Source organism: Flavobacterium sp. XGLA_31, from assembly GCF_051547105.1.
Taxonomy (GTDB): Bacteria; Bacteroidota; Bacteroidia; order Flavobacteriales; family Flavobacteriaceae; genus Flavobacterium.
Map to the genome: position 1 here is coordinate 412,353 of NZ_JBPTTM010000003.1, position 24,490 is coordinate 436,842.

General features: G+C 41.5%; 22 protein-coding genes and 1 tRNA gene. 14 read left to right on the forward strand and 9 right to left on the reverse strand.

What is annotated here, in order from left to right; translation table 11 throughout:
• Positions 1–84 precede the first annotated feature (84 nt).
• On the forward strand, positions 85–960 hold the full coding sequence (locus tag ACSVH6_RS08380) for a hypothetical protein (protein WP_438077407.1): 876 nt from the start codon (positions 85–87) through the stop codon (positions 958–960).
• Between the two features lie 55 nt (positions 961–1,015).
• On the opposite strand, the gene rlmN is transcribed toward ACSVH6_RS08380, so the two are convergent.
• Complete coding sequence (gene rlmN, locus ACSVH6_RS08385; protein ID WP_438077409.1) at positions 1,016–2,056, reverse strand: 23S rRNA (adenine(2503)-C(2))-methyltransferase RlmN; 1,041 nt, start codon at positions 2,054–2,056, stop codon at positions 1,016–1,018.
• A gap of 60 nt (positions 2,057–2,116) precedes the next feature.
• On the opposite strand from rlmN, the gene ACSVH6_RS08390 reads away from it, so the two are divergent.
• A complete protein-coding gene (locus ACSVH6_RS08390; protein WP_438077411.1) occupies positions 2,117–2,758 on the forward strand; it encodes an O-methyltransferase in 642 nt (213 codons plus the stop codon).
• Here ACSVH6_RS08390 and ACSVH6_RS08395 read toward each other — a convergent pair.
• From ACSVH6_RS08395 to ACSVH6_RS08415, 5 genes are read right to left on the reverse strand one after another with little or no spacing between them, the layout of a single operon-like run.
• Positions 2,755–3,309, reverse strand: a complete 555-nt coding sequence (locus tag ACSVH6_RS08395) for a phosphatase PAP2 family protein (RefSeq protein ID WP_438077412.1) — start codon at positions 3,307–3,309, stop codon at positions 2,755–2,757. The genes ACSVH6_RS08390 and ACSVH6_RS08395 overlap by 4 nt on opposite strands.
• Positions 3,309–3,632, reverse strand: coding sequence for a Sec-independent protein translocase subunit TatA/TatB (locus tag ACSVH6_RS08400; protein WP_438077414.1), 324 nt, complete (start codon positions 3,630–3,632; stop codon positions 3,309–3,311). The genes ACSVH6_RS08395 and ACSVH6_RS08400 overlap by 1 nt, the downstream gene beginning before the upstream one ends.
• Before the next feature lie 41 nt (positions 3,633–3,673).
• Positions 3,674–5,923, reverse strand: coding sequence for a M1 family metallopeptidase (locus ACSVH6_RS08405; protein WP_438077416.1), 2,250 nt, complete (start codon positions 5,921–5,923; stop codon positions 3,674–3,676).
• 59 nt (positions 5,924–5,982) lie between these two features.
• Positions 5,983–6,483: a DUF6702 family protein gene (locus tag ACSVH6_RS08410; RefSeq protein WP_438077418.1), complete on the reverse strand. Its 501-nt coding sequence runs from the start codon at positions 6,481–6,483 to the stop codon at positions 5,983–5,985.
• 17 nt (positions 6,484–6,500) lie between these two features.
• A complete protein-coding gene (locus tag ACSVH6_RS08415; protein WP_438077420.1) occupies positions 6,501–7,268 on the reverse strand; it encodes a hypothetical protein in 768 nt (255 codons plus the stop codon).
• A 121-nt stretch (positions 7,269–7,389) separates the two neighbouring features.
• On the opposite strand from ACSVH6_RS08415, the gene pepE reads away from it, so the two are divergent.
• Positions 7,390–8,100 carry a dipeptidase PepE gene (pepE, locus tag ACSVH6_RS08420; RefSeq protein ID WP_438077422.1) on the forward strand — a complete coding sequence of 237 codons (711 nt, stop codon included), beginning with the start codon at positions 7,390–7,392 and terminating at the stop codon, positions 8,098–8,100.
• A gap of 30 nt (positions 8,101–8,130) precedes the next feature.
• On the opposite strand, the gene ACSVH6_RS08425 is transcribed toward pepE, so the two are convergent.
• A tRNA-Gly gene (locus ACSVH6_RS08425) sits at positions 8,131–8,203 on the reverse strand.
• 156 nt (positions 8,204–8,359) lie between these two features.
• On the opposite strand from ACSVH6_RS08425, the gene ACSVH6_RS08430 reads away from it, so the two are divergent.
• Both ACSVH6_RS08430 and ACSVH6_RS08435 read left to right on the forward strand, forming a co-directional pair.
• Entirely contained in the window at positions 8,360–8,797 is a 438-nt protein-coding gene (locus tag ACSVH6_RS08430; protein WP_438077424.1) for a GNAT family N-acetyltransferase, read from the forward strand.
• Complete coding sequence (locus ACSVH6_RS08435; protein ID WP_438077426.1) at positions 8,790–10,376, forward strand: L,D-transpeptidase family protein; 1,587 nt, start codon at positions 8,790–8,792, stop codon at positions 10,374–10,376. The genes ACSVH6_RS08430 and ACSVH6_RS08435 overlap by 8 nt, the downstream gene beginning before the upstream one ends.
• Here ACSVH6_RS08435 and ACSVH6_RS08440 read toward each other — a convergent pair.
• Positions 10,365–11,072, reverse strand: coding sequence for a murein L,D-transpeptidase catalytic domain family protein (locus ACSVH6_RS08440; protein WP_438077428.1), 708 nt, complete (start codon positions 11,070–11,072; stop codon positions 10,365–10,367). The genes ACSVH6_RS08435 and ACSVH6_RS08440 overlap by 12 nt on opposite strands.
• 190 nt (positions 11,073–11,262) lie before the next feature.
• Here ACSVH6_RS08440 and ACSVH6_RS08445 point away from each other — a divergent pair, with 190 nt between their 5' ends.
• The 4 genes from ACSVH6_RS08445 to ACSVH6_RS08460 all read left to right on the forward strand — a co-directional run bounded on the left by ACSVH6_RS08445 (position 11,263) and on the right by ACSVH6_RS08460 (position 17,800).
• Positions 11,263–13,716, forward strand: a complete 2,454-nt coding sequence (locus ACSVH6_RS08445) for a DUF5916 domain-containing protein (protein WP_438077430.1) — start codon at positions 11,263–11,265, stop codon at positions 13,714–13,716.
• A 75-nt stretch (positions 13,717–13,791) separates the two neighbouring features.
• Complete coding sequence (gene gpmI / locus ACSVH6_RS08450; RefSeq protein WP_438077432.1) at positions 13,792–15,309, forward strand: 2,3-bisphosphoglycerate-independent phosphoglycerate mutase; 1,518 nt, start codon at positions 13,792–13,794, stop codon at positions 15,307–15,309.
• 267 nt (positions 15,310–15,576) lie between these two features.
• Positions 15,577–16,305: a hypothetical protein gene (locus ACSVH6_RS08455; RefSeq protein ID WP_438077434.1), complete on the forward strand. Its 729-nt coding sequence runs from the start codon at positions 15,577–15,579 to the stop codon at positions 16,303–16,305.
• 76 nt (positions 16,306–16,381) lie between these two features.
• Complete coding sequence (locus ACSVH6_RS08460) at positions 16,382–17,800, forward strand: T9SS type A sorting domain-containing protein (protein ID WP_438077436.1); 1,419 nt, start codon at positions 16,382–16,384, stop codon at positions 17,798–17,800.
• Positions 17,801–17,832: 32 nt separating this feature from the next.
• On the opposite strand, the gene ACSVH6_RS08465 is transcribed toward ACSVH6_RS08460, so the two are convergent.
• Positions 17,833–19,101 (reverse strand): acetyl-CoA hydrolase/transferase family protein, encoded by a 1,269-nt coding sequence (locus ACSVH6_RS08465; RefSeq protein WP_438077438.1) that lies wholly within the window; start codon positions 19,099–19,101, stop codon positions 17,833–17,835.
• Positions 19,102–19,256: 155 nt separating this feature from the next.
• Between ACSVH6_RS08465 and map the strand changes: the two genes are divergently transcribed.
• The 5 genes from map (at position 19,257) to pruA (ending at position 24,475) form a co-directional block, all read left to right on the forward strand.
• The gene (map, locus tag ACSVH6_RS08470; RefSeq protein ID WP_438077443.1) at positions 19,257–20,075 is read left to right on the forward strand and encodes a type I methionyl aminopeptidase; all 819 of its coding nucleotides are present in this window, start codon (positions 19,257–19,259) and stop codon (positions 20,073–20,075) included.
• Positions 20,076–20,156: 81 nt separating this feature from the next.
• Positions 20,157–20,927 carry a class I SAM-dependent methyltransferase gene (locus ACSVH6_RS08475; RefSeq protein ID WP_438077445.1) on the forward strand — a complete coding sequence of 257 codons (771 nt, stop codon included), beginning with the start codon at positions 20,157–20,159 and terminating at the stop codon, positions 20,925–20,927.
• A gap of 66 nt (positions 20,928–20,993) precedes the next feature.
• On the forward strand, positions 20,994–22,244 hold the full coding sequence (locus ACSVH6_RS08480; protein WP_438077447.1) for a DUF5103 domain-containing protein: 1,251 nt from the start codon (positions 20,994–20,996) through the stop codon (positions 22,242–22,244).
• Between the two features lie 74 nt (positions 22,245–22,318).
• Positions 22,319–22,705, forward strand: a complete 387-nt coding sequence (gene apaG / locus ACSVH6_RS08485; protein WP_438077449.1) for a Co2+/Mg2+ efflux protein ApaG — start codon at positions 22,319–22,321, stop codon at positions 22,703–22,705.
• Between the two features lie 141 nt (positions 22,706–22,846).
• On the forward strand, positions 22,847–24,475 hold the full coding sequence (pruA, locus tag ACSVH6_RS08490; RefSeq protein ID WP_438077451.1) for an L-glutamate gamma-semialdehyde dehydrogenase: 1,629 nt from the start codon (positions 22,847–22,849) through the stop codon (positions 24,473–24,475).
• Positions 24,476–24,490 lie beyond the last annotated feature (15 nt).

Below are 24,490 nucleotides of genomic sequence, written 5' to 3' on the forward strand. Positions count from 1 at the left end.
AGGTGTTAGAAAAATAAATTTATTTTTGATTAAACCTTTCTATTTCAATCATGTCCTACCACGGAAATTTAAAAATACTTAAATATGAAAACAAAATCCTTACTTGGAATAATAGCTTTGGTAGCTGTTTTTTCTTTAGCTAGTTGCTCTAAAGACAACTCGTCTCCTGCAGATTCAAAATTAACCTCAGCTGATGCTGTGGCCTCAAACAAAATGGATAAAGCAGCAAATGATATTTCTGACGTTGTTGAAGATGTTTATTTCCAACAAAATCCATCAGGGGTTGGAAAAAACACAAATTCTTTTGTATCGGTTTTACCTCTTTGCGCATCAGTTAGTGCTGCTACTGTAACTTCAACTACTTGGTCAAGAACAGTAACTTTCAATAATTGTACATTCAACGGAAATATTTTAAATGGTCAAATTGTAGTATCAGGAGCTTTACCATTACCTACTGCAATTACCTTAGCTACGACAGGATACACCATAAATTATCAATTTGTAAACTTTACACATAACGGAATTTTAATCGAAGGAAACAGATCTATCACCAGAAAATTTACCGGTAGCGATCTTTTAGCAGACAATCATCCTATACATATAATGGATATGAATATGACAGCTACCTTCCCTAACGGAGATGTGTATACCAGAGTTGGAACAAGAACCAGAGAATGTGTTGAAAATTTTGGCAACTTTGATTTAAGTGATAATGTTTATAAAATTTACCAATCTATCGTGACAACAAGACCCAATGGAACACAACATAGCCATGTTATATTAATGACATCTCCATTAAAAATCGAAATGAGTTGTCAATATAAAGCAGTTAGTGGTATTCTAACGATTACAGGACCTTCACACAGTGCTGTGATTGATTATGGAAATGGCGATTGTGATAACAGTGCTACCATTGCTATTGATGGCGGAGCTGCTACAAGTTTTACATTTGGAAATTAAAATCAAGCTATTATAAAAGGAAAAAAGTCCCAACATTGTAGTGTTGGGACTTTTTTTATGATTTATTGGCTAGTTGTCCGCAAGCGGCATCTATATCTTTACCTCGGCTTCTTCGCACTTTGGCTACAATATCATTTCGTTCCAATGCGATGATGTAATCATTAATTACACTTTCTGAAGCTTGTTGAAATTCGCCATCATCAATAGGATTGTATTCAATTAAATTGACCTTACACGGAACGTATTTACAGAATTTTACCAAGGCGTCAATTGAAGTTTTGTCATCATTGATTCCTTTCCATACTACGTACTCATAAGTCACTTTGCTTTTGGTTTTTTGATACCAATATTGCAAAGCTTCTTTCAATTCGGGCAACTGAAAGTTTTTAGTAAAAGGCATAATACGATTTCGGGTTGCTTCAACAGCCGAATGCAGAGAAACAGCCAGTTTGAATTTTACTTCATCATCTGCCATTTTTTTAATCATTTTGGAAACTCCCGAAGTAGAAACCGTAATGCGCTTGGGTGACATGCCCAATCCTTCTTCAGAAGTAATCATATCAATGGCCTTCATCACATTATTGTAATTCATCAACGGTTCACCCATACCCATAAAAACAATATTAGATAGCGGTCTGCCATAATACAGTCGGCTCTCTCTGTCGATGGCTACGACTTGGTCATAAATTTCTCCCGGTTCGAGATTACGCATTCTTTTTAAACGCGCTGTGGCACAGAAATTACAATCCAAACTGCAGCCAACTTGGCTCGAAACACAAGCGGTTGTTCGGGTTTCGGTTGGGATTAAAACACTTTCTACAATCAAACCATCGTGCAAGCGAACGGCATTTTTAACCGTTCCATCTTCACTGCGCTGCATGGTATCCACCTTAATATGGTTAATCACAAAGTTTTTTTCAAGCATGGCGCGTGTTTCTTTAGACACATTGGTCATGTCTTCAAAACTATGCGAAGCCTTACTCCACAACCATTCATAAACTTGGTTGCCACGAAAAGCTTTGTCGCCATTAGCCACAAAAAAATCACGCAGTTGAGCCTTGGTTAAACTTCGAATGTCTTTTTTTTCGATTTCCATGAGGCAAATTTAGGGTATTTTGATAGTTGTTAATTTGTATTTTTGTAAAAAAATGAGCCCATGCATTTCCTGTCCGATGAATTAGATAACTATGTAACGCTTCATTCCGAGAACGAACCGGAATTGTTAGCACAACTCAACAAAGAAACATATCAAAAAATTCTGCAGCCTCGTATGCTCAGCGGACACTTTCAAGGCAGGGTTTTAAGCATGTTGTCTAAAATCATTCGTCCAAATAATATTCTTGAAATAGGAACCTATACCGGCTATGCAACCCTTTGTTTAGGAGAAGGTTTAGCCCAAAATGGCACCATTGACACCATAGATGTAAATGAAGAACTTGTAGATTTTCAACGAAAATATTTTGACCGAAGCCCTTGGGGAACTCAAATTTTCCAACATTTAGGCAGCGCAATAGACATCATTCCAACCTTGAATAAAAAATACGATTTAGTCTTTATAGATGCTGACAAAGACAACTATATCAACTATTTTCACTTGGTTCTACCCATCATGAACCAAGGCGGCATAATTCTTTCAGACAACGTTCTTTGGAGTGGTAAAGTGGTGGAAGAAGTGAAACCAAATGACCGAACTACCAAACTTATTATGGAGTACAATGCTTTATTAAAAAAAGATCCAAGAGTAGAAACGGTATTGTTACCTATTCGTGACGGACTTACCGTATCGAGAGTGCTTTAGTTTTTGAAAACGTATTTTTGATATACTTTATAGCAGATAAATCCAAAAAGTGCTCCGAAAAAATACCCAGTCAATATGTCTCCCGGGAAATGCATTCCAAGATAAATACGGCTGTAGGCAAAAATCAGCGGAAATAAAAATAACAGATAACCGTACTTATAATAACGCTTTAAAATCATAAAAGTAAAAACCGTTGTAGCCATTGAATTGGCCGCATGACCTGAAAAGAAACTGAACGTGTCACTCGATTTAACAATTCGGATAATACTTTTAATCTCTTCGTCATTACAAGGACGAATGCGATGAAAATAATCTTTGAAAAGATTCGCTGTTTGGTCACAAACCAAAATCAAAATGGCTGTAAACAGAATATAAATCCCAAATTTTTTCCATCCTATTTTCTTTTGTAAAAGATAGAAAATAAACAAAAAAAGTGGCGTCCAATAAAACTGTTTAGTAATAGCCAACCACAAACCGTCGAATGTTTCAGAACCCAATCCGTTCAAAAAAACAAACAATTGCTTATCAAGATGAATGATTTTTTCGAGCATTACATTTGTCGTTTTACAGGACCTGCAATATCATCAATATCTTCGCTGGATTTTTGAAGTGGCTGCGTTAAATTAGAGTCTAAACCCTCTTTGACTTTTTCGACTTCAGTAGTAAATGTAGTATTCAGTTCCTTTATAGAAGTATCTATTCCGGCAGACTTTACTTCTTTTTGAATTTCTGATTTTATTTCGTTTGTCGCATTTTTTACCTGGGCCATTCCCTTAGCCAGAGTTCTGGCGATATCCGGTATTTTATCAGAGCCAAATAACATCAAGGCTATGAAAATAATAAAAATTAATTCGCCGCCACCTATTCCAAACATAATTTTCTATTCTAAATGAGTTGCAAAGTTACAAAGTTCTCTTAATCAAATTTTGATTTTTCAATTGTTTTTGGCCAAGAATTATTAGTCACATCGATATCGGCTGTTTCCTGTTTTGGATCAATAACAATCTTCGAAATCATTTTTTGCGTTGCGAAAGTACGATTCACTTCTTGATCATTCATTCTCCAAATTTGTGCCGGAAAATGATAATCCTCAACCGATCCGTCTTCAAAAGTAATTTCCACCAAAATAGGCATCACCAATCCACCGGGTTTATTGAAAGTAACTTGATAAAAGTATTTGGGCGAATTCAATTGAGCCTGTTCTTCCTTGGTAAAGTGTGCTTGGATGTAATCATCTAACTTCTTTACTTCTTTACTGTTGAACGGCTTATTCATTTCCGTCTTGAAATCCGCATTGGTTTCGGCTATCATATACACCATAGGTCCCGGGTCAAAATTTCGACGCTTTCTTCTCAAGCCGGATTCGCTGTTCCCTTTTGAAGGCTCGTTGCTCACAAAAAATCTTTTTACTTCCTTAATCCCAATATCATTATAATCGGTGGTGTAAAACCAACCGCGCCAGAACCAATCCAAATCAAAAGCAGTAGCATCTTCCATGGTTCTGAAAAAATCTTCAGGTGTAGGATGCTTAAATTTCCATCGATTGGCATACGTCTTGAAACCGTAGTCAAACAATTCTCTTCCCATGACTGTTTCACGAAGAATATTTAACGCTGCTGCAGGTTTGCCGTAAGCATTATTCCCAAATTGGCGAATGCTCTCCGAATTGGTCATAATCGGCTCCAAACCTTTCTGATCTCCGCTCATATAAGGCACTATCAATTTTGCCGGACCTCTGTCTGCAGGAAAGTTGGGATCCCATTCAATCAAAGCCACATATTCTAAAAACGAATTCAGTCCTTCATCCATCCACGTCCATTGACGCTCATCGGAATTTACAATCATTGGGAAAAAGTTGTGCCCCACTTCGTGAGTAATTACGCTGATCATTCCGTTTTTCACACGATCAGTATAGCTTCCGTCTTCGTCAGGCCTTCCCCAATTCCAGCAAATCATAGGATATTCCATCCCTTGATCCTGAGCATGAACCGAAACGGCTTTCGGATAAGGAAAATCAAAAGTATGACTGGAATAACTTTTTAATGTGTGGGCAACTACGCGTGTCGAATATTGTTCCCACAAAGGATTTCCTTCTTTAGGATACACCGATATGGCCATGACATTTTTACCACCAAGTTTTACAGCCATGGCATCATAAATAAATTTTCGGGAAGTGGCGATTCCAAAATCACGCACATTTTCAGCCTTGAATTTCCATGTTTTTTTGGTGATGGCAAATCCTTTCTCGCGGGCTTCTGCTTCTGCTTGGGTCACCACGATTACCGGTTTGTCAAATGATTTCTCCGCTTCGGTGTAACGCGCTAATTGCTCCGGAGAAAAAACTTCAGCCCTATTTAATAAAGTTCCTGTGGCTTCCATAATATGATCCGCCGGAACCGTAATATTTACTTCAAAATTCCCAAAAGGCAGAGCAAATTCTCCGGTGCCCCAAAACTGTTGGTTTTGCCAACCTTCCACATCATTATAAACCGCCATTCTGGGATAAAACTGTGCAATGATGTAGAGGTTATTCCCGTCTTTATCAAAATGTTCATACCCGGAACGTCCTCCATCCAACAAATAATTATTGATGTTGTACCACCATTTTATAGACAATGAAATCTTTTCTCCGTGTGGTAAATTCTTTGGCAATTCCACCCGCATCATGGTCTGGTTTACCATGTATTTCATCGGATTGCCCTGAGCATCTTTCACATACTCAATCTTAAATCCGCCATCAAAGTCTTCTTCTAAATATTTTCTGGAAAAACCTTGTGCCGATATGGCCGATTCGGTTTTATTGTTTTCAATCAAGGGTGAAAGAGAGTTCTTAGCCTTTTCGTTTTGATCTAACTGCAACCACAAATAATCCAATGCTTCTTTTGCATTATTGGTATACGTTATGATTTCCTTACCATACAACTTTTGGTTTTTGTCGTCCAACTCCACATCTATTTTGTAGTCCGCCTGCTGCTGATAATACTCAGGACCCGGGGCTCCCGAAGCGGTACGATACATATTGGGCGTAGCCAACAAATCATACATCTGTTTGAATTTATCGGGATTCCGCTCATCGGATTTGGGTGGTTTTGGGGTCTCCTGTGCCTGCAAGAAGCAAGAAAAAGCCATAAACGCATAGGGCAAAACTTTCGTTATTCCTTTCATTGACTTTAATTTAAGGTCATAAAAGTAAAATAATTTTGGAAGGCAGAAAGTATTGGGAATTATTTTAACATTCCTTTAGTGGTTTCCCCCGTCAGTAAGAGGTTTTGTTTCTTTCCGTCGTTTGTATACTGAATAATATTCTGCTGGTCGGGGTACACTTCCGTCAACACAGAATTGGCTACTTCCAGCGAGGCAATTTTAGAGATCTCTTTAATATTCAAATAACAAATAATGACATTGTTTTCCAATTCGGCACTGAGATAATTCATCGTTTTCGGCTGACCGTTGATAGCAATCTTAAATTTTTCCGAAAGGTATTTTTTCATCAGAGCAATATCTTCAGGCGTTTCTTTATTGGTACCCACAAAGGTTGTTTTATGATATTGTCTTTTTAGTGCTTCATTCAAATCGTCAATAAAAATTCGCGTGGTTATTTGAACTGTCTTTTTTTGCGGCACAAAATTAATCTGGTAAATTGCCGCATAAAATCGGTGCAGACTGAAAGCACTCAACCCTATAAGCAGAAAAACCAGCGTTACAATTGTCAATCTTCTTTTCATAGCTCAAAAATAGTAAACTATCGGCTTTCAGGCTTTTGTAATTCGATATATTTTGTAGCCAGTTCGGCCAAAACAAAAGCAGCCATCGTCTCATTCTTTTCATTCAATGCTTTGACCAATTTAGGTTCCTCAATAGCAAAGTACCAAAATCCTTTGACATAGTCTTTCGGAATTTTGAGCTTATCCGTAAAATAATTGGCTGAGAATTGATTCTCCAGTTTTTGAAGCAATAACTCTTTTTTCTCTACTTCCAGTTCCTTTTTGAGCATGGCCGTGCGTCCCGATATCCAGTTCAACACCGGATCTAATCCTACCGAACCACCCAAACTGCCGTCAAAATTACCTTTCGGGTCGGCATCAGTAGCAGTTTTGAGCTTGCGTTCTGCCGGTGTGTAACGTTTCGTATTCGCCGGGATAATCCCCAATGAAACCGCATTAATGTTTTTATATTGCTGTATAATTACTTCGTGCAGTTGATTGATCACGGGTTCCAATTTGACAAGGATTAAATCTTTTCCCAAATCCTTTTCGGTAATGACCATTCTGCTGCCTTTAATTTGCACTGCCGAGAACATTAACGTATCTCCTACCGCAGCAGCAATAGTGAAATAACCTCCGTTCCTTGTTGAAGTAGTTGCTTCCGATTTTAAATTAACCACATAAATATTTTCCAAATCAGGGGCCTCAGAAACCACTTTGCCCTTAATTTCTTTTGTGCTGCCTTGTTGGGCCAAAAGCAAATGAGGAATAAAAATCAGCAGCACTATTGAAAAAAAATATCTCATGAATGGTTTTCGATTCGGTAAAAGTATCTGAAGGCTATCCTAAATAAATGCCAACAGCTTGGTAATTTTTTGTTAAATAAAAAGCCTAAAAACAGTACTTTTGAAGAAAGAATAATTTAAAATGAAACGACTAATCATAGCCAGCACCTCAACACTTCACGGAGGAAGTTACCTTGAATATTTATTACCCACCTTAAGCCGCCATTTCAGCCAGTGTAGTGAAATCCTATTTATTCCGTATGCCCGTCCTGGTGGTATATCACACGATGACTATACCACTACTGTTCAATCTGCGTTTGCTAAAATTGACAAAACAGTAAAAGGACTTCATGAATTTGAGAATCCTGTTGAGGCCATTCAAAAAGCAGAAGGAATTTTTACAGGAGGTGGAAATACCTTTTTGTTGGTGACCCAACTGTATGCTAACAACGTCATGGAAGTTCTGGCTCAAACCGTTCAAAACGGAACGCCTTATCTGGGCTCGAGCGCCGGCAGCAACATTACAGGGCAAACCATGCAAACTACCAATGACATGCCCATAATTTATCCGCCCAGCTTTACCACTTTGGGTTTGATTCCTTTCAATCTCAATCCACACTATCTGGATGCCGATTTGCAAAGCAAACATATGGGTGAAACCCGTGAAACGAGAATTAAAGAATTTCACGCCTTCAACACTACACCGGTTCTAGGGCTGCGTGAAGGAAGCTGGCTGGAAGTGACCGGAGAAAAGATTATTTTAAAAGGCACTTTAACTGCGCGACTGTTTCAACAAAACCAAACTCCGGAAGAATTGGAACCTGAAACAGACTTAGCCTTTTTGGGCAAATAAAAAAAGCCTTAACTTTCGTTAAGGCTTTTGAGCGGAAGACGAGGCTCGAACTCGCGACAACCAGCTTGGAAGGCTGGAGCTCTACCAACTGAGCTACTTCCGCATTTGTGAGTGCAAATATATAGAATAAGTTTCCTTTGATGCAAATTTTTTTTCTACTTTTTTTTGAATGTTTTTTGCCGCAAAAAGAATTCGCTCACAACCATTTTATAATGAAAATGTTATATTTTTAACTGCCTTCAATTTTTATTCGAATCAAATGCATACCATCAAGGAAATAGCTGCGGCAGATACTTTTTCGGTTCGGCATCCTGTCCTCAGAAGCGGAAAACCTATCGAAAGTTGCCACTTTGACGGCGACAATCTCCCCACAACACATCATTATGGCCTATTCAGTGACGAGAAACTCATTGGTGTCGCGTCATTTTTTAAAAATCGCCAGACTGTTTTTCCCGAAACCAATCAGGTACAATTGCGCGGCATGGCCATTTTGGAGGAATTTCAAGGAAAAGGATTCGGTGAACTATTGCTAAAGTATTGTGAACAGTTGCTCAAAGACGAGGAAAATTGCTTACTTTGGTTCAACGCCCGAAGTCATGCGGTCGGCTTTTACAAAAAACTGGGATATCAGATCAAAGGCGATGCCTTTGAAATCAAAGACATCGGCACTCACTTTATAATGTATAAAAATGTATAAGCTACTCCTTTTTTGTCTTATCCTACTCATGGTGAGTTGTAAAAATGACACTCCGGCTATCAAGATAACACCGCCAAAAAGAATCTCCAGAGGCGATACGATAACCGAAGGACGAATTCTGAAAATTGACACCCTATTGTATTCAAAATACAACAGTCCGACGCTGACGGCATTTTATCAAAAGTTTGAAAATGAAACCGTTTGGCAATCAGCAAAAAAGAGAGCACTTATCTTAGCCGAATTGAGCCAAGCGGAAAATGAGGGACTCAACCCTTCCGATTACCATATCAAAAAACTAAACGCTTTTGAGAAAAAATTCAGTTCGCTTTCTGATAAAGAAATGGTGAACTATGATTTGCTGCTCACCTACAACCTGCAGAAATACATCAGACACATCAGCCAAGGCAAACTGAACCCGATGGCCTTGTACAAAAATTGGGAATTGAATCCGAAGAAAAACGATGTGGTCAAAATTTTACTCAACAGTTATAAGTCGACTGATTTCTGGGCTTCCCTAGACAGTTGCAAACCCCAACATTTAGTTTACAAAAGATTGAAGAGCGCCTTAGTCTTGCTCAATACATTCCCGAAAGACACGCTGAAAAAAATAACTTTTGAAGCCAAAATCATTCCGAATGATACCAACAACGCCTTATTAAAAATCAAACAAAAACTGGTGTATTGGAATGACTTAAAGAAACCGGACAGTTTAACCAACATTTACGATTCGAGAACGGTAACCGCCATCAAAAAATTCCAGACCCGACATGGTTTAGCCGCAGACGGCGTCATAGGCAAAGGAACCATTGCGGCTTTAAATTTTACCAAAGAACAGAGAAGACAGCAGATTGTAGCCAATTTAGAGCGTTGGAAATGGTACCAACAGGATTTAGGCAAACAGTACCTCATCATCAACATTCCAGACTATAGCCTACATGTGGTGCATGATAATGACACCATAAGAACACACAAAATCATAGTCGGTTCGGCCAAAAGAAAAACACCGGTATTGTCCTCCAAGCTGAGTTATGCCGTTTTCAATCCGACCTGGACGGTACCGCCTACCATTATTAAAGAAGATGTGATTCCGGCTACTCTTAAAAACAGAAATTATTTGGCCGAAAAGAACATAACGGTTTATGATGCGAATGGAAATGTAGTGGAAGCATCCCACTGGAAAGCTTCGAGAGCCAGAGGGTACCGTTATGTGCAGAGTCCGGGCACCTACAATTCATTGGGCATGGTCAAACTGATTTTCCCCAACCGCTTTTCGGTCTATCTGCACGATACCAACCACCGGGATTACTTTGATAAAACCAACCGTTCCCTCAGTTCGGGCTGTGTGCGTGTGGACAATCCACTCGAATTGACCGCTTACCTTCTCAACGACACAATTCAGTATTCCAAAACTAAAATTGCCGATATCCTGAAAGACGGGAAAACTCAAAACGTTCGCATACCCTCCGAAACCTATCTTTATCTCTGGTATTGGACGGCTTGGAGTGAAGAGGGGAAACTAATTTTCAGAGACGATATTTACGACCTCGATGAAGAGTTGTACAAAAAGTTAAGAAATTAATTTGCGGAAAGCCGATTGATTTCTGGAAGGGTGGAAAATGAAAAGACAGGATTTGTCTTTAATCACTTCGATGATTTTTTCGTTCATTTCAACCGGAATCGCCGGACAACCCTGGCTTCTCCCCAATCGTTTGTTGCCTTTAATAAAAGACTCCGAAACATAATCAGCACCATGGACCACTACCGATCTTTCACGAGCATGGTCGTTGATTCCTTTTTCCAATCCGTCTAATCGTAAAGACAACCCGTGTTTCCCGTTGTAAATTTCGCCTGTGGCGTAAAACCCTAAACTGCTTTTGAAAGACTCCGCAGCGTTTGAAAAAGTCTGTGCATATTCTTCTCCTGTGTTTCTCCCGTGGGCCACCAGGGTATTGAATAAAATCTTATTGGCTTTTAAATCGATTACCCACAAACGTTTCGTGTTGGCTGATTTTGAAAAGTCTATAAGTGTTAGGATATCCTTTTGTATGATTCCCTTTTGCTTCAAAGCATAAAACCCTTCCAAAGCTTCTGAAAAACTCTCGGGATTAGGCATACTGAAAGAATTGGCATCCAACATCTTGTAGACTGCCAGCGCACCGGAAGCGGGATTTTCGATAGCGGTAACCGGGGCATCTTTTGGCTTCGTCGTATTGGAAAGACGACCAAAAGAGGTCAACAATACGACTATAAAGAGTGAAAATAGGTTGTAATTCATTGAAGTATATAGGTTTAAACATTAGACTTGGGATGACAAATCTATAAAAATAGCAATCGGAATGCTATCTTTTTTAAAAAATTAATCTATTCTTAAGTATTCTTTATAACGCAAAATTTGCTATTTTATTGTACTGATTCTTGTGACAATCAATTAAATAATTATTTTTGTTCGACTAAGTGCCCTCTTTATGTCTAAAAAATCTTATCGTTTTTTACATATCATACTACTCCTATCGATTTTGTCATTTGGCCAAAAGAAAGTCCTGCAAACAAAATTCACAGACGAGAAGATAACGATAGATGCTGAGTTTGATGAGGAAGCTTGGAAAACGGCAGCTGTGGCTACCCACTTCATCATGATTAATCCCGACAACGGCAAACCCATTCCCTACGAAAAAAGAACCGAAGTCAAAATCGTGTACAACAACGAAGCCATTTATGTGGCCGCTAAGTTGTACGATAACGAACCCGATAAAATACGCAAAGAACTTACTTCAAGAGATAATTTTGCCACCGCAGATCATTTTGGTGTTTTCTTTAACGGCTATAATGACGGCCAACAGGAATTCCGTTTTTTTGTCAGTGCTGCCGGGGTACAACAGGACCTGGTGTATACCGATGCCAATGGTGAAGATTACTCTTGGGATGCCATTTGGGACAGCCATGTAGCCATCACTGACTACGGTTGGGCCGTTGAAATGCGAATCCCTTATGCGGCTTTGCGTTTTTCTACGGATGTGAAACAAATATGGGGGCTCAACTTTTACCGCGAAATTATGCGCGACCGGCAACAATATTCCTGGAACTTTCTCGATAACAAAATCCCTAACGAAAGTACACAGGCCGGTATTTTAGACGGTATCAACAACATCAAAACCCCAACCCGTTTGTTTTTCATCCCCTATTCCTCACAGTATTTTTATGCCAGTAAGGAACACAAGAGCAATGGGGAGTTTAAAGGGGGACTGGATATCAAGTACGGTATTAATGATGCCTTTACTCTAGACGCTATTCTAATTCCCGATTTTGGCCAAACCAAATTCGACAATGTCGAGTTAAACCTGAGTGCCTTTGAGCAGCAATTCAGTGAAAATCGTCCGTTTTTTACAGAGGGAACCGACTTATTCAATAAAGGCGACCTGCTGTACACCCGAAGAATAGGCGAAACACCCGATATCGCAGTAGCCGACAACGAAACCATTTTAGATAAGCCCGGCAACATCAAACTGGTAAATGCGCTGAAGGTTTCCGGCAGAACCAAAAGCGGATTGGGTATCGGTGTGATGAACGCCGTTTCTGAAAAAACCAGTGTAACCATACAAAATGACGATACCGGTACTGTCCGTCGGGAAATCTTATCCCCCTTAACCAATTACAATGTGTTGGTTTTCGACCAGCGTTTTAACAAAAACTCTTCCGTTTCCCTGACCAATACCAATGTCATGCGGGACGGAACCTATCGCGATGCCAACGTCTCGGCTTTGTCATTTGATTTGAACACCCGAAAAAACACCTATAACCTCAACGGAAATTACAAGTACAGTTACATCAACGAAACCGCAGACGCTGACAATAAAACCGGCTTCAAATCCGAATTGTATGCCGCCAAATCAAGCGGAAAATACCGCTATGGCTTAGGGGCCGAGTACTACTCAAGAGGGTATGACATCAACGATTTAGGGATTAATTTCCAAACCCATTACCACTCCGTGTATGGTAATGCCAGTTACCGTCTGCTAAAGCCTACCAAAAAATACAATTCCTACCAATCCAATCTGAACTTTTATTCCGAATTTGACAACCTTACCGGAAGGATTCAGGCCGGTCAACTTAACCTCAACATCAATTCAACCACCGTTAAAAACAATTATTACGGCTATGGCTTCAATTGGAGACCCTTAAAAACTTATGATTTTTACGAGCCGAGAACCGAAAACGAACGCGCGTTTGTTACCCTGCCGGAAAGCTTCAACCTATGGTGTTACTACTCCTCCAATTACAATAAGACCTTTGCGCTCGATTTTAATCCTTTTTATAATTTCCTGAACGAAAAAGACCGGGTGAGTTATGGTTTTATCATCAGTCCACGGTACCGATTCAATGACCGTTTTTCATTGGTGTATAATTTCAACTTTAACCGCCAGAACAATGATATCGGCTGGGTTGCCTTTGACAACGATGAAGTTGTTTTTGCCAGACGAAACCGCATTACCTACGCCAATACGTTGCAGGGAAAGTACTCTGTGAATAACAAAATGAATTTGAATTTATCGGTGCGACACTATTGGTCTTATGTGGTCAATCACAATTATATGTCGCTGATGACGGATGGAAGTCTGACAGACAACACCACGTTTACCAAAAACAAAAACTCCAATTTAAACAACTGGAATTTAGACCTGTCGTATTCCTGGTGGTTTGCTCCCGGCAGTCAGATTTCGGTATTGTATCGCAACAATTCGAGCTTGTTTACCCGTGAATTCAGCCATCAGTTTGATCACAATTTCAAAGAGGCCGTCGACAATCAGAATCTGAGTCACATTTTCTCCGTAAGCATCCGCTATTTCATTGATTACAATTCGGTAAAAAACAGCCGCTTTGCCAGGGCCTTTACCAAACCTCAGGAAAGAATCCACTTCTGATAATCAATTTTTAGGCTTATCTTTGTAGCACCTGCGACCTACCGGCCGAACGGTACTAAATAAAATAACTTCGCGATGAACAAAAAAGTAATCCTCATGATTTTAGACGGTTGGGGGAAATCACCCGACCCGAAAGTCTCTGCTATTGACAATGCCAATGTGCCCTTCATAAACAGTTTGTATACCCAATATGCGAATGCCCAACTCCGAACGGACGGCCTCAATGTAGGCTTACCCGATGGACAGATGGGGAATTCCGAAGTAGGCCACATGAATTTAGGTGCCGGTCGTATCGTGTACCAGGATTTGGCCAAAATCAATTTGGCAGTCGCTCATAAAACCTTGAGTAAAGAACAATCGTTGATTGACGCTTTTACCTATGCCAAAAATAACAACAAAGCCGTCCATTTTCTGGGCTTGGTTTCCGATGGCGGGGTGCATTCGCATACCTCCCATTTACGGGGGTTGATTGATGCTTCGCAGGAATTCGGATTGAGCAAGGTGTATGTCCATGCGTTTACCGATGGTCGCGATGTAGACCCGAAATCAGGAAAAGGTTATATTCAGGATTTGGAAAAGTACCTTCAAAATACTTCGGCCAAAATCGCCTCGGTGGTTGGCCGTTATTATGCCATGGATCGTGACAAACGTTGGGAACGCGTGAAGCTCGCTTATGACTTAATCGTGAACGGAACGGGGAAACACAGCACTGATTTAGTCCAAAGCATAGCGGAGAGTTATGCCGAAAACGTAACCGATGAATTCATCCATCCGATAATCGCGGTGGATGCCAATGATGCCCCGGTGGCTACGATTCAAAATGATGATGTGGTGATTTTCTTCAACTTCAGAACCGACAGAGGAAGAGAACTCACCGAAGCGCTTTCGCAAAAAGACTTCCACGAATTCAACATGCACAAGCTGAATCTATACTATGTGACGATGACCAATTACGATGATACCTATCAAAATGTACACATCATCTATGACAAAGACAACATCACCGAAACTCTGGGTGAAGTGTTGGAAAAACACAACAAAACCCAAATCCGTATAGCCGAAACCGAGAAGTACCCGCATGTTACGTTTTTCTTTTCCGGCGGAAGGGAAATTCCGTTTAGAGGGGAATCCCGTATTTTGAGAAACTCTCCTAAGGTAGCCACCTATGATTTACAACCCGAGATGAGCGCCTACGAATTAAAAGACGCTTTGATTCCGGAACTTAAAAAAGGCGACGTGAATTTTGTGTGCCTCAACTTTGCCAATGGCGATATGGTAGGTCATACCGGTGTGATGGCTGCGGCCATCAAAGCCTGTGAAGCGGTAGATGTTTGTGTGAAAGAAGTGGTGACCGCTGCGCTTGAAAACCACTACACCACCATCATCATCGCCGACCACGGCAACTGCGAAACCATGATCAACCCCGACGGTTCGCCCAACACGGCGCACACGACCAACCCGGTGCCGATTATCCTGGTAGACCCTGAGCTCAAAACCGTAAACAACGGTGTACTGGGCGACATCGCTCCTACCATATTGGAGCTGATGGGTATTGAAAAGCCTGCGGTGATGACCGGCAAATCCTTATTATAATCTCGTTCACCGGAACAGTATAGCGCTCTTCATCCGAAGGGCGTTTTTTTATACCCCAACAGCTCCAAAAACAGTACTACAATCCCTTTCTTTTTCGGTACGTGTTGGGGTTGTATTCCCCATGAGTCTATAGTGAGTCTATGATAACTCTATGGTAACTCTGTGAAAAACACCCTTTTTTACAGTATTGGCACAGTATTGGTATAGTATTACCCCAAAGGGATACCGAGTGTCTCTGCGGCATAACTAAATCCATCTTTCAATCCTATGGCACAGATTAACAAACACAAAGCCTTAAGCGGCGTTATCGGAAACCTCGTTTTCAGAACGATGGCCAAAAAACAAATTGTACAGTCCAAACCCGATTCGGTACAACAGACCTCAAAAACGCGCATCAGCGGCAGCGAATTCAGGCAATGCAGCAGTTGGGCGAAACGGCTGCGGCTGGGGTTGACTTCCTTTTTGTCGCACGACACCGACAGCTATATGCACAGCCGTTTTACCGGTCAGCTCTATGCTGCTTTACAATTGAATACCGCTTTGCCCAAAGGAGTGCGGACTCCGCTAAACAGCAGCATGGTTGGGTTAGCCGGTTTTGAGTTTAACACCCACTCTCCTTTTACCGATTATTTTACGCCGGACATCAACGCTGTCCTCAACGACCAAAATCAGGTGGTGGTCACCATTCCCGCATTTCATCCTAAAACAGCCGTACATTTTGCCGAAGAGACACAGCAAGCCGAACTGCTGCTGTATGTCCTATCCACCAACTTTGACCGGCACACCCATTACGAGGATGCCTACACCCTGCTCCCGATAGCCTACCAGGAGGCGCTTATCCCCGAAACGGTGTGGACCGGTCCTGTTATGCCCCAGGGCCATTTGGTATTGGTCTGTGCCAAGCTCCTGTTTTACCACACCAACCGATTTACCGAAAAGCAATATGTGAACAGCAAAAACTGCAGTCCGGCCAGGATTATTGCCGCGGAGTCTTAGCTTTTGGAGAGACAAAAAAGGGAACGCAATTTGTATCTTGTGGTATTTGTATATCTTTGGTTCATAAACTCATTTTATGAAAAAATGTTTCCCGTTGCTGCTGGTGTTCGTTATGGCGTTCACCACTCAGGCGCAAATCATCAACATCCCCGATGCTAATTTCAAAGCCCGACTGCTGGCAGCCGGCCCGACCAATACCACTGCGGCCAACAGTGCCAATGTGTACATCACCATAGACACCAACAACAACAACGAAATAGAGCTAAGCGAAGCCTTGCAGGTAAGCAGCTTAAACATATCCATAGCCGATATTTACGACACTACCGGTATCGAATACTTTACCAACCTCAGGTGGCTGAATTGCAGTCAAAATCATTTTCCGGTGCTCAATGTGAGTACACTGGTGAATCTGAAATCATTGTACTGCAGCCTGAATCTGCTTTCTTCACTAAACTTAAGCGGGCTGACACATCTGCTAACGTTGGAATGTGCCGAGAACGTACTGACCCAAATTACATTTGCCGATGCGGTCAATATTCAGTCTTTGAGCTGCCGATTCAATTTCCTTACCAACCTGGATGTCGCTGCACTGCCCAACCTGCACACGCTGAACTGCGATTACAACCAACTGACCACCATAAACCTCAGCAACTCCGTCCAACTCACGGATTTGGGGTGTCAATCCAATCAGTTGACCTCGTTGGATTTGAGCAGTTTGGTGAATCTGACAGCACTGAATTGCTCGTTCAACCAATTGACTGCCTTAGACCTGACCGGATTGGATACCATCAGCACCTTGAATTGTGCCCACAATCAAATTACCGCCTTAGACCTGGCAAATCTTTCCCTATTGACACTGCTCAACTGCGAAGCCAACCTAATCAGCAACACCCTGGTGCTGAACGGGATGCCCGCACTGCAATCGGTGTATTGCCATGACAACCTGATTCCGGCTTTTACGTTAACCGACTTGCCCGGCTTACAGATTTTGGACTGTAGTGCCAATCCAATGACCACCTTAGACACAAGTCAGTTACCCGAATTGTCGCTGTTGAATTGCTACAACAACCCGATGTTAACTGATTTGAATATCAAGAACGGCAGCAACGAATCGTTTTTGGATTTTTCAAACAATCCGAGCCTGCAAAACGTTTGTGCCGATGAAGCCCAACTTAACGACGTACAAAACTTGATTACCCAATACGGGTATACCAATTGCCAGGCCAACAGCCTCTGCGATTTGGCCACACCCCATTCCGGTGCCAAGGTGTATTGCAGCCTGTACCCTGTTCCTGTCAAAACCAATTTGTATTTGAATCTTCCGGAGGGGATAACCTTGACCTCCCTTACTGTTTATGATGTGTTGGGGCAAGTGGTGCTGACCCTCCCTAAGGCTGTTGCTGCGATAGATGTTTCTCAGTTACAGAATGGAATCTATTGTATTAAAGTCACCACCGACAAAGGCAGTACGAACGTTAAGTTCATTAAAGAATAAAAAAGAAGGCCTCTCAATGAGAGGCCTTCTTTTTATTTCAAGAGTTCATAATAGGCTCTTTCCACCTGCTCCTGATGGTTGGGATGCGCTATTTTGACCATTTCGGATACGCGTTGTTTGAGGGTTTTGCCATACAAGTTGGCAATACCGTTTTCGGTAATGATGTATTGCACATGGGAACGGGTAGAGACTACGCCGGCCCCTTGTTTCAAGTAAGGCACAATGCGGCTTTCGCCTCTTTTGGTCACAGAGGGTAACGCAATAATGGCCTTGCCGCCTTCACTCAATGAGGCGCCTCTGATAAAATCCATTTGTCCGCCTACACCGGAATACATTCGGGCCCCGATGGAATCGGCACACACTTGCCCGGTTACATCCACCTCTATGGCCGAGTTGATGGCGACCATCTTAGGGTTTTTGCGAATGCGGGCCGTATCATTCACCATAGACGATTCCTTCATTTCGATAAACGGATTGTCGTTGACAAAGTCATACAGGCGTTTGGAACCTATTAAAAACGTGGCCAACACACGGCCGCGCAGAGTCCCTTTGTAATTGCAATTGATGACATCGCTTTCGATTAAATCAATCACGCCATCAGAGAACATTTCGGTATGTAGGCCTAAGTCCTTGTGGTTTTTGAGTTTGCTGAGAGCGGCATTCGGGATAGAGCCGATACCCATTTGCAGGGTGCTTCGGTCTTCAATTAAAGAGGCCACATACTCGCCTATTTTTTCTTCTTCTTTGGTAAAGGAACTCGGTTCATGACCGTAAATAGGCACATCCACTTCGACCAAATAATCAATCTCATCGACATGAAGAATCCCGTCGCCAAAGGTTCTGGGCATTTGCGGATTGACTTGGGCAATGACAATTTTGGCATTTTCAATAGCCGCTACGGTAGCTTCTACCGAAACGCCCAGAGAACAATACCCATGCCTGTCGGGTGGCGAAACATGAATAAAAGCCACATCAAGCGGCACCACATTTTTGCGAAACAAATGCGGCAGTTCGCTTAAAAAAACGGGCGTGTAGGAACCGTTCCCTGCCGTTAAGGTATGGCGCACATTGGCACCAATAAAAAAAGAATTCACATGAAAGCTCTCGGCAAGCTCCGGATTGGCATAGGCAGCTTCCCCTTCGGTATGTAAATGACAGATTTCTACATTGCGCAACTCGGCAGCTCTTTCGGTAAGCGCTTTGGTCAACACGGTTGGGGCTGCTGCTGCGGCTTGCACATAAACTCTGTCATCAGATTTTACGACTTTTACAGCTTCTGCTGCAGTAACATATTTGCTCATAACTAAAAATTTAGACAAAGGTATTGCCCTAAGATACGGAAAAACATGATAAAACTCATTTGTGCTTTCTGATTATTTAAAATCGGTATAAAATTGTACTTTTGCCAACTGATTCAAGGTGATGAGCCAAAAGAAATCAAGTTAAATTAAGCAAGATGATTATCCCAAAAACACGTGAAGAAATAGAGTTAATGCGCGAAAGTGCCTTAATCGTTTCAAAAACCCTAGGTATGATTGCTTCGGAAATTAAGCCGGGCGTAACCACTTTATATTTAGACAAACTGGCAGAAGCCTTCATCAGAGACCATGGTGCCGAGCCGGGATTTCTGGGTATGTACGGCTTTCCCAACTCGCTTTGTATGAGTCCGAATGCACAAGTGGTACACGGTATTCCCAACAATGTGCCGTTACAGGAAGGTGATGTGATTTCGGTAGATTGCGGAGCTTTGAAAAACGGGTTTTACGGAGATCATGCGTATTCTTTTGAAATTGGTGAAGTGGCTCCCGAAGTAAAAAAATTGCTGCAGGTGACTAAAGAAAGTTTGTATGTGGGCATTCGCGAATTCAGAGCCGGCAACCGCGTGGAAGATGTGGGGAATGCCATTCAAAAATATACCGAAGCCCATGGGTATGGAGTAGTTCGCGAATTGGTAGGACACGGTTTGGGACGTAAAATGCACGAAGAACCCGAAATGCCCAACTATGGCAAACGCGGTCGCGGTAAACTGTTTGTTGAAGGCATGGTGGTAGCCATTGAGCCGATGATTAACATGGGAACCCGAAATATCAAACAATTGAAAGACGGTTGGACCATCCTGACCGCAGACGGGAAACCCAGCGCCCACTTTGAACACGATGTGGCACTGATAGACGGAAAACCGGAATTGCTCTCGACTTTTGCTTATATCTATAAAGCGTTAGGCATCGAAAGCAACGAGGAAGATGAGTTTCGTAAAAGCCCATTAGTACTGTAATATTTGATATTAAGAGGAGAATGTCCGGTGGACATTCGGAATTATAACCCAAAGTCCTATCAATAGACAATAGGTAACTCCATGAAGAAACTATTCAAGTTCATTTTAAATACCATTCCGAGACCCATTCTTATCCGTTTGAGTATCGTAGTGCGCCCGGCATTGGCTTTATTGTTAAAGGGCAATCGTTTTACGGACCCCATTGATGGCAAGAGTTTCCGCATGTTTCTGCCTTATGGCTACGGAAACCAACGCAACAACGTGCTGTCACCGAGTACGCTTTCACTGGAAAGACACCGGTTACTGTGGTTGTATTTACAAAATGAAACCGATTTTTTTACTGCTACCGACAAGAAAAAGGTATTGCACTTTGCTCCGGAACAAGAGTTCTATAAACGTTTCAAAAAACAAAAGAATATAGAGTACACGACTACCGATTTGCTATCTCCTTTAGCTGATGTAAAAGCGGACATCTGTAATCTGCCGTTTGCCGACAACAGCTACGACATTATCTTCTGCAACCACGTGTTAGAACACATTCCGGATGATACCAAAGCCATGCAGGAGTTGTATCGGGTATTGAAACCGGGCGGTATGGGAATTTTCCAAATACCCCAAGACTTGTCCAGAGCGGTAACTTTTTCAGACGATACCATTGTAGACCAAAAAGAACGGGCTAAAATCTTTGGACAGTACGATCATGTTCGCGTTTACGGCAGAGATTATTTTGATAAATTGAGAAGTGTGGGCTTCAAAGTAACGGAAGAAGATTATACCAACAAGATTGCTCCTGAGTGGGTCACTAAATACTGTTTGGCTCCGGGTGAAATCATTCCGGTTTGTTTTAAGTAAAACCTAAGAATCAGGACGATGACGGTTTATAAATTTTAGTATCTTTACGATTCTGATTTGCAAACTATGTTACAAAAGTTGATTTCCGCCTGCCTTTTATTGCTTACTGCCATTTCTTTTTCTCAAACCGAAACAGAAGTCACTCCGCCTTACAACATCAAAACAATCACTTTTGTTCAGAACGGACAAAATACCATTCCCGTTTTCCAGTTGGGCGACAGTTTTCAATTGCAGTTTGACGACTTATATGGAAACGAAGCCAATTATTATTATCAAATTGTACATTGCGACTACGACTGGAAACCGTCACAGTTGTCCCGCAATGAATACCTGAACGGCTTTGATGACCAACGCATTCAGGACTATAGCAATTCGTTCAACACCTTACAGATATACTCCCACTATCGGGTCACTTTCCCCAACAGACTTACCCAATTTAGAGTAAGCGGTAACTATATCCTCAAGATTGTGAATGATGACAAACAAGTGGTCTTTTCGCGAAAGTTTATTCTTTTTGAAGATTTGGTTTCCGTACCGGTACAAGTCAAGAGAGCCCGAAATCTTTCGGTTTACAATCAGAAACAAAACCTGGACTTTGCAATAAAGTCGGCCAACATTAACTTCCAAAACCCGTTAACAAACGTGAAAGTGCTGTTGATGCAAAACGGAAAATTCGGCAATGCCATTACGAACATTAAACCGCAATACACCATTGGTAATGATTTGATTTATAAATACGATGCCGAGACGCAGTTTTGGGGAGGCAACGAGTTTCTGTTTTATGAAAACAAAGACATCAGAGCCGCCAATAACAGCATCGCCCGGGTGGATGCCAAAGACGGGATTTACAACGACCACCTCTACACCAGTGAAGCGCGAACCAACAAACCGTATACGTATTATCCTGACATCAACGGGAACTTTATCATTAAAAAAATTGATGCCGAAAACAATGATATAGAAGCCGATTATTCCTGGGTGTTTTTTACTTTATATGCACCAACCTATTTCGGCAAAAACAATATTTATGTGAACGGCATGTTCAACAATTACGCTTTGGGCGATGAAAACAAAATGGATTACAATGCCGAAAAAGGCATCTATGAAAAAGCCATTATGATCAAACAAGGCTTTACCAATTTCCAATATGTGATAGCGGACAGCAAAGGAAAAATAGATGAAGAGAATGCGGTCGACGGTAATTTTTATCAAACCGAAAACAATTATTTTGTGCTGGTATATTACAAAGAAAACAATCAGCGTTACGACAGAGTTATAGGAAAAGGGATAGCCTCTTCAGTAGACATCACCAACTGATAAAAAATAACACCAATTTTACACAACAAATTGTATTTTTCGTAAATTTGACAACGTAATCCAATCAATACCATATGGTTTCTCAAATAACAAGAGGTATAAAAATTTCGGTTTTGACTAGTTTTGAAGGCACTTACTTCAAAAACTACAAGATTCATTTTGCCTTCAGTTACGAAGTTACTATTGAAAACCACAGCAAAGATTCTGTACAGCTGAATTCCCGTCATTGGGAAATTTTGGATTCCCTCAACGATGTGGAAATTGTGGACGGCGAAGGTGTCATAGGTAAAAAACCGGTACTAAAGCCCGGCGAAAAACACACCTATACTTCGGGTTGCCTCCTCTCCTCTCCTTTCGGAGCCATGAGTGGTTTTTTCAACATGATTAATTTTACCACTACCAAAACATTCAAAGTCATAGTGCCGGCATTTAAACTGAGTGCCCCCTTTGCTTTGAATTAAAAGTCTTGTTAAGAGCAAACTAATCTTTGCCTTCCCGTATTAAAAATTCAAAAATTCCTTTGTACTTTTGTGCTTCATTTTGAATTCCTCCAAAAAGAAATTTTCAAATTTTCAAATTGTTTAATTTTCAAATTAAAAAATATGCCAAAAGGTTTTTTTCATGTCCCGAAAGCGGTCAATGAACCCGTAAAATCATACGCTCCTAATTCGCCTGAAAAAGCAGCGGTATTAGCAGCTTACCAAAAAATGTGGAACGAAACGATTGACGTTCCCAACTATATCGGCAGCGAAGAGATTCGTACCGGAAACACGCGCAACATGACGGCTCCCCATGACCATCAACATGTGGTGGGCAAATACCATTTGGCCGAAAAAGTTCATGTAGAAAAAGCCATTGCAGCGGCTTTGAAAGCCAGAAAAAAATGGGCCAATTTGGCTTGGGAACAAAGGGCAGCCATCTTTTTAAAAGCCGCCGAACTGATTGCCGGTCCTTACCGTGCGCGTATCAACGCTGCGACTATGATTGCACAATCCAAAACTATTTTCCAGGCGGAGATTGATGCTTCATGTGAGTTGATTGACTTTTTGCGTTACAACGTAGAATTCATGACCCAAATTTACAACGACCAACCTAAATCGGTTTCGGATGTTTGGAATCGTGTGGAATACCGTCCGTTGGAAGGATTTGTGTACGCCATTACACCGTTCAACTTTACGGCTATTGCCGCGAATCTTCCGGCCAGTGCCGCATTGATGGGGAATACGGTCGTTTGGAAACCGAGCGACAGCCAAGTATTTTCAGCCAAAATCATTATTGACGTTTTCAAAGAAGCGGGAGTTCCGGATGGTGTTATTAACGTAGTTTTTGGTGACCCAATTATGATTACCGACACCATTTTAAAACATCCTGATTTTGCCGGAGTGCACTATACCGGCTCTACTTTTGTATTCAAAGAAATCTGGAAGAAAATCGGAGAAAACATCCATACCTATAAAACCTACCCGAGAATCGTTGGAGAAACCGGAGGAAAAGATTTTGTGTTAGCACATCCGAGTGCCAATGTAAAACAAGTTGTAACCGGAATCACCCGTGGAGCTTTTGAATTCCAAGGACAAAAATGTTCAGCGGCTTCGAGAGGCTATATTCCGCAAAGTTTGTGGCCTGCCGTTAAAGAGCAATTAATTACTGATGTGAAGTCGATGAAAATGGGTTCGCCGGAAGATTTCTCTAACTTCATTACTGCGGTAATCCATGAAGGTTCGTTCGACAAACTGGCGAGCTATATTGACCAAGCCAAAAAAGACGCTGATGCCGAAATTATCGTGGGCGGGAACTACGACAAATCAAAAGGCTGGTTCGTTGAACCTACGGTGATCGTGACTACCAACCCGAAATACGCCACCATGGAAACCGAATTGTTCGGACCGGTGATGACGATTTATGTGTATGAAGATGCTAAATGGTCAGAAATTTTAGAATTGGTGGACAACACCTCAGAATATGCTTTAACCGGAGCTATTTTCAGTCAAAACCGTTACGCCATTGACGAGGCGACCAAAGCATTGCAAAACAGCGCCGGTAACTTCTACATCAATGACAAACCAACAGGAGCTGTAGTAGGTATGCAGCCGTTTGGAGGGGCCAGAGCCTCGGGAACCAATGACAAAGCCGGTTCAATGCAAAATTTATTGCGTTGGGTTTCCCCAAGAACCATCAAAGAAACGATGGTGACGCCGGAAGATTATCGTTATCCGTTTTTAGGAGAATAAAATAAAAGAGATTAC

Bases quoted from the DNA above. Each gene is read 5' to 3' on its own strand.
- ACSVH6_RS08435 (WP_438077426.1), top strand. From the start codon at position 8,790: ATGTATAAGCTACTCCTTTTTTGTCTTATCCTACTCATGGTGAGTTGT.
- ACSVH6_RS08415 (WP_438077420.1), bottom strand. From the start codon at position 7,268: ATGAGATATTTTTTTTCAATAGTGCTGCTGATTTTTATTCCTCATTTG.
- ACSVH6_RS08480 (WP_438077447.1), top strand. From the start codon at position 20,994: ATGTTACAAAAGTTGATTTCCGCCTGCCTTTTATTGCTTACTGCCATT.
- ACSVH6_RS08400 (WP_438077414.1), bottom strand. From the start codon at position 3,632: ATGTTTGGAATAGGTGGCGGCGAATTAATTTTTATTATTTTCATAGCC.
- ACSVH6_RS08410 (WP_438077418.1), bottom strand. From the start codon at position 6,483: ATGAAAAGAAGATTGACAATTGTAACGCTGGTTTTTCTGCTTATAGGG.
- ACSVH6_RS08465 (WP_438077438.1), bottom strand. From the start codon at position 19,101: ATGAGCAAATATGTTACTGCAGCAGAAGCTGTAAAAGTCGTAAAATCT.
- ACSVH6_RS08430 (WP_438077424.1), top strand. From the start codon at position 8,360: ATGCATACCATCAAGGAAATAGCTGCGGCAGATACTTTTTCGGTTCGG.
- ACSVH6_RS08380 (WP_438077407.1), top strand. From the start codon at position 85: ATGAAAACAAAATCCTTACTTGGAATAATAGCTTTGGTAGCTGTTTTT.
- ACSVH6_RS08455 (WP_438077434.1), top strand. From the start codon at position 15,577: ATGGCACAGATTAACAAACACAAAGCCTTAAGCGGCGTTATCGGAAAC.
- ACSVH6_RS08395 (WP_438077412.1), bottom strand. From the start codon at position 3,309: ATGCTCGAAAAAATCATTCATCTTGATAAGCAATTGTTTGTTTTTTTG.
- pepE (WP_438077422.1), top strand. From the start codon at position 7,390: ATGAAACGACTAATCATAGCCAGCACCTCAACACTTCACGGAGGAAGT.
- ACSVH6_RS08405 (WP_438077416.1), bottom strand. From the start codon at position 5,923: ATGAAAGGAATAACGAAAGTTTTGCCCTATGCGTTTATGGCTTTTTCT.
- ACSVH6_RS08390 (WP_438077411.1), top strand. From the start codon at position 2,117: ATGCATTTCCTGTCCGATGAATTAGATAACTATGTAACGCTTCATTCC.
- gpmI (WP_438077432.1), top strand. From the start codon at position 13,792: ATGAACAAAAAAGTAATCCTCATGATTTTAGACGGTTGGGGGAAATCA.
- pruA (WP_438077451.1), top strand. From the start codon at position 22,847: ATGCCAAAAGGTTTTTTTCATGTCCCGAAAGCGGTCAATGAACCCGTA.
- map (WP_438077443.1), top strand. From the start codon at position 19,257: ATGATTATCCCAAAAACACGTGAAGAAATAGAGTTAATGCGCGAAAGT.
- apaG (WP_438077449.1), top strand. From the start codon at position 22,319: ATGGTTTCTCAAATAACAAGAGGTATAAAAATTTCGGTTTTGACTAGT.
- ACSVH6_RS08475 (WP_438077445.1), top strand. From the start codon at position 20,157: ATGAAGAAACTATTCAAGTTCATTTTAAATACCATTCCGAGACCCATT.
- ACSVH6_RS08445 (WP_438077430.1), top strand. From the start codon at position 11,263: ATGTCTAAAAAATCTTATCGTTTTTTACATATCATACTACTCCTATCG.
- ACSVH6_RS08460 (WP_438077436.1), top strand. From the start codon at position 16,382: ATGAAAAAATGTTTCCCGTTGCTGCTGGTGTTCGTTATGGCGTTCACC.
- ACSVH6_RS08440 (WP_438077428.1), bottom strand. From the start codon at position 11,072: ATGAATTACAACCTATTTTCACTCTTTATAGTCGTATTGTTGACCTCT.
- rlmN (WP_438077409.1), bottom strand. From the start codon at position 2,056: ATGGAAATCGAAAAAAAAGACATTCGAAGTTTAACCAAGGCTCAACTG.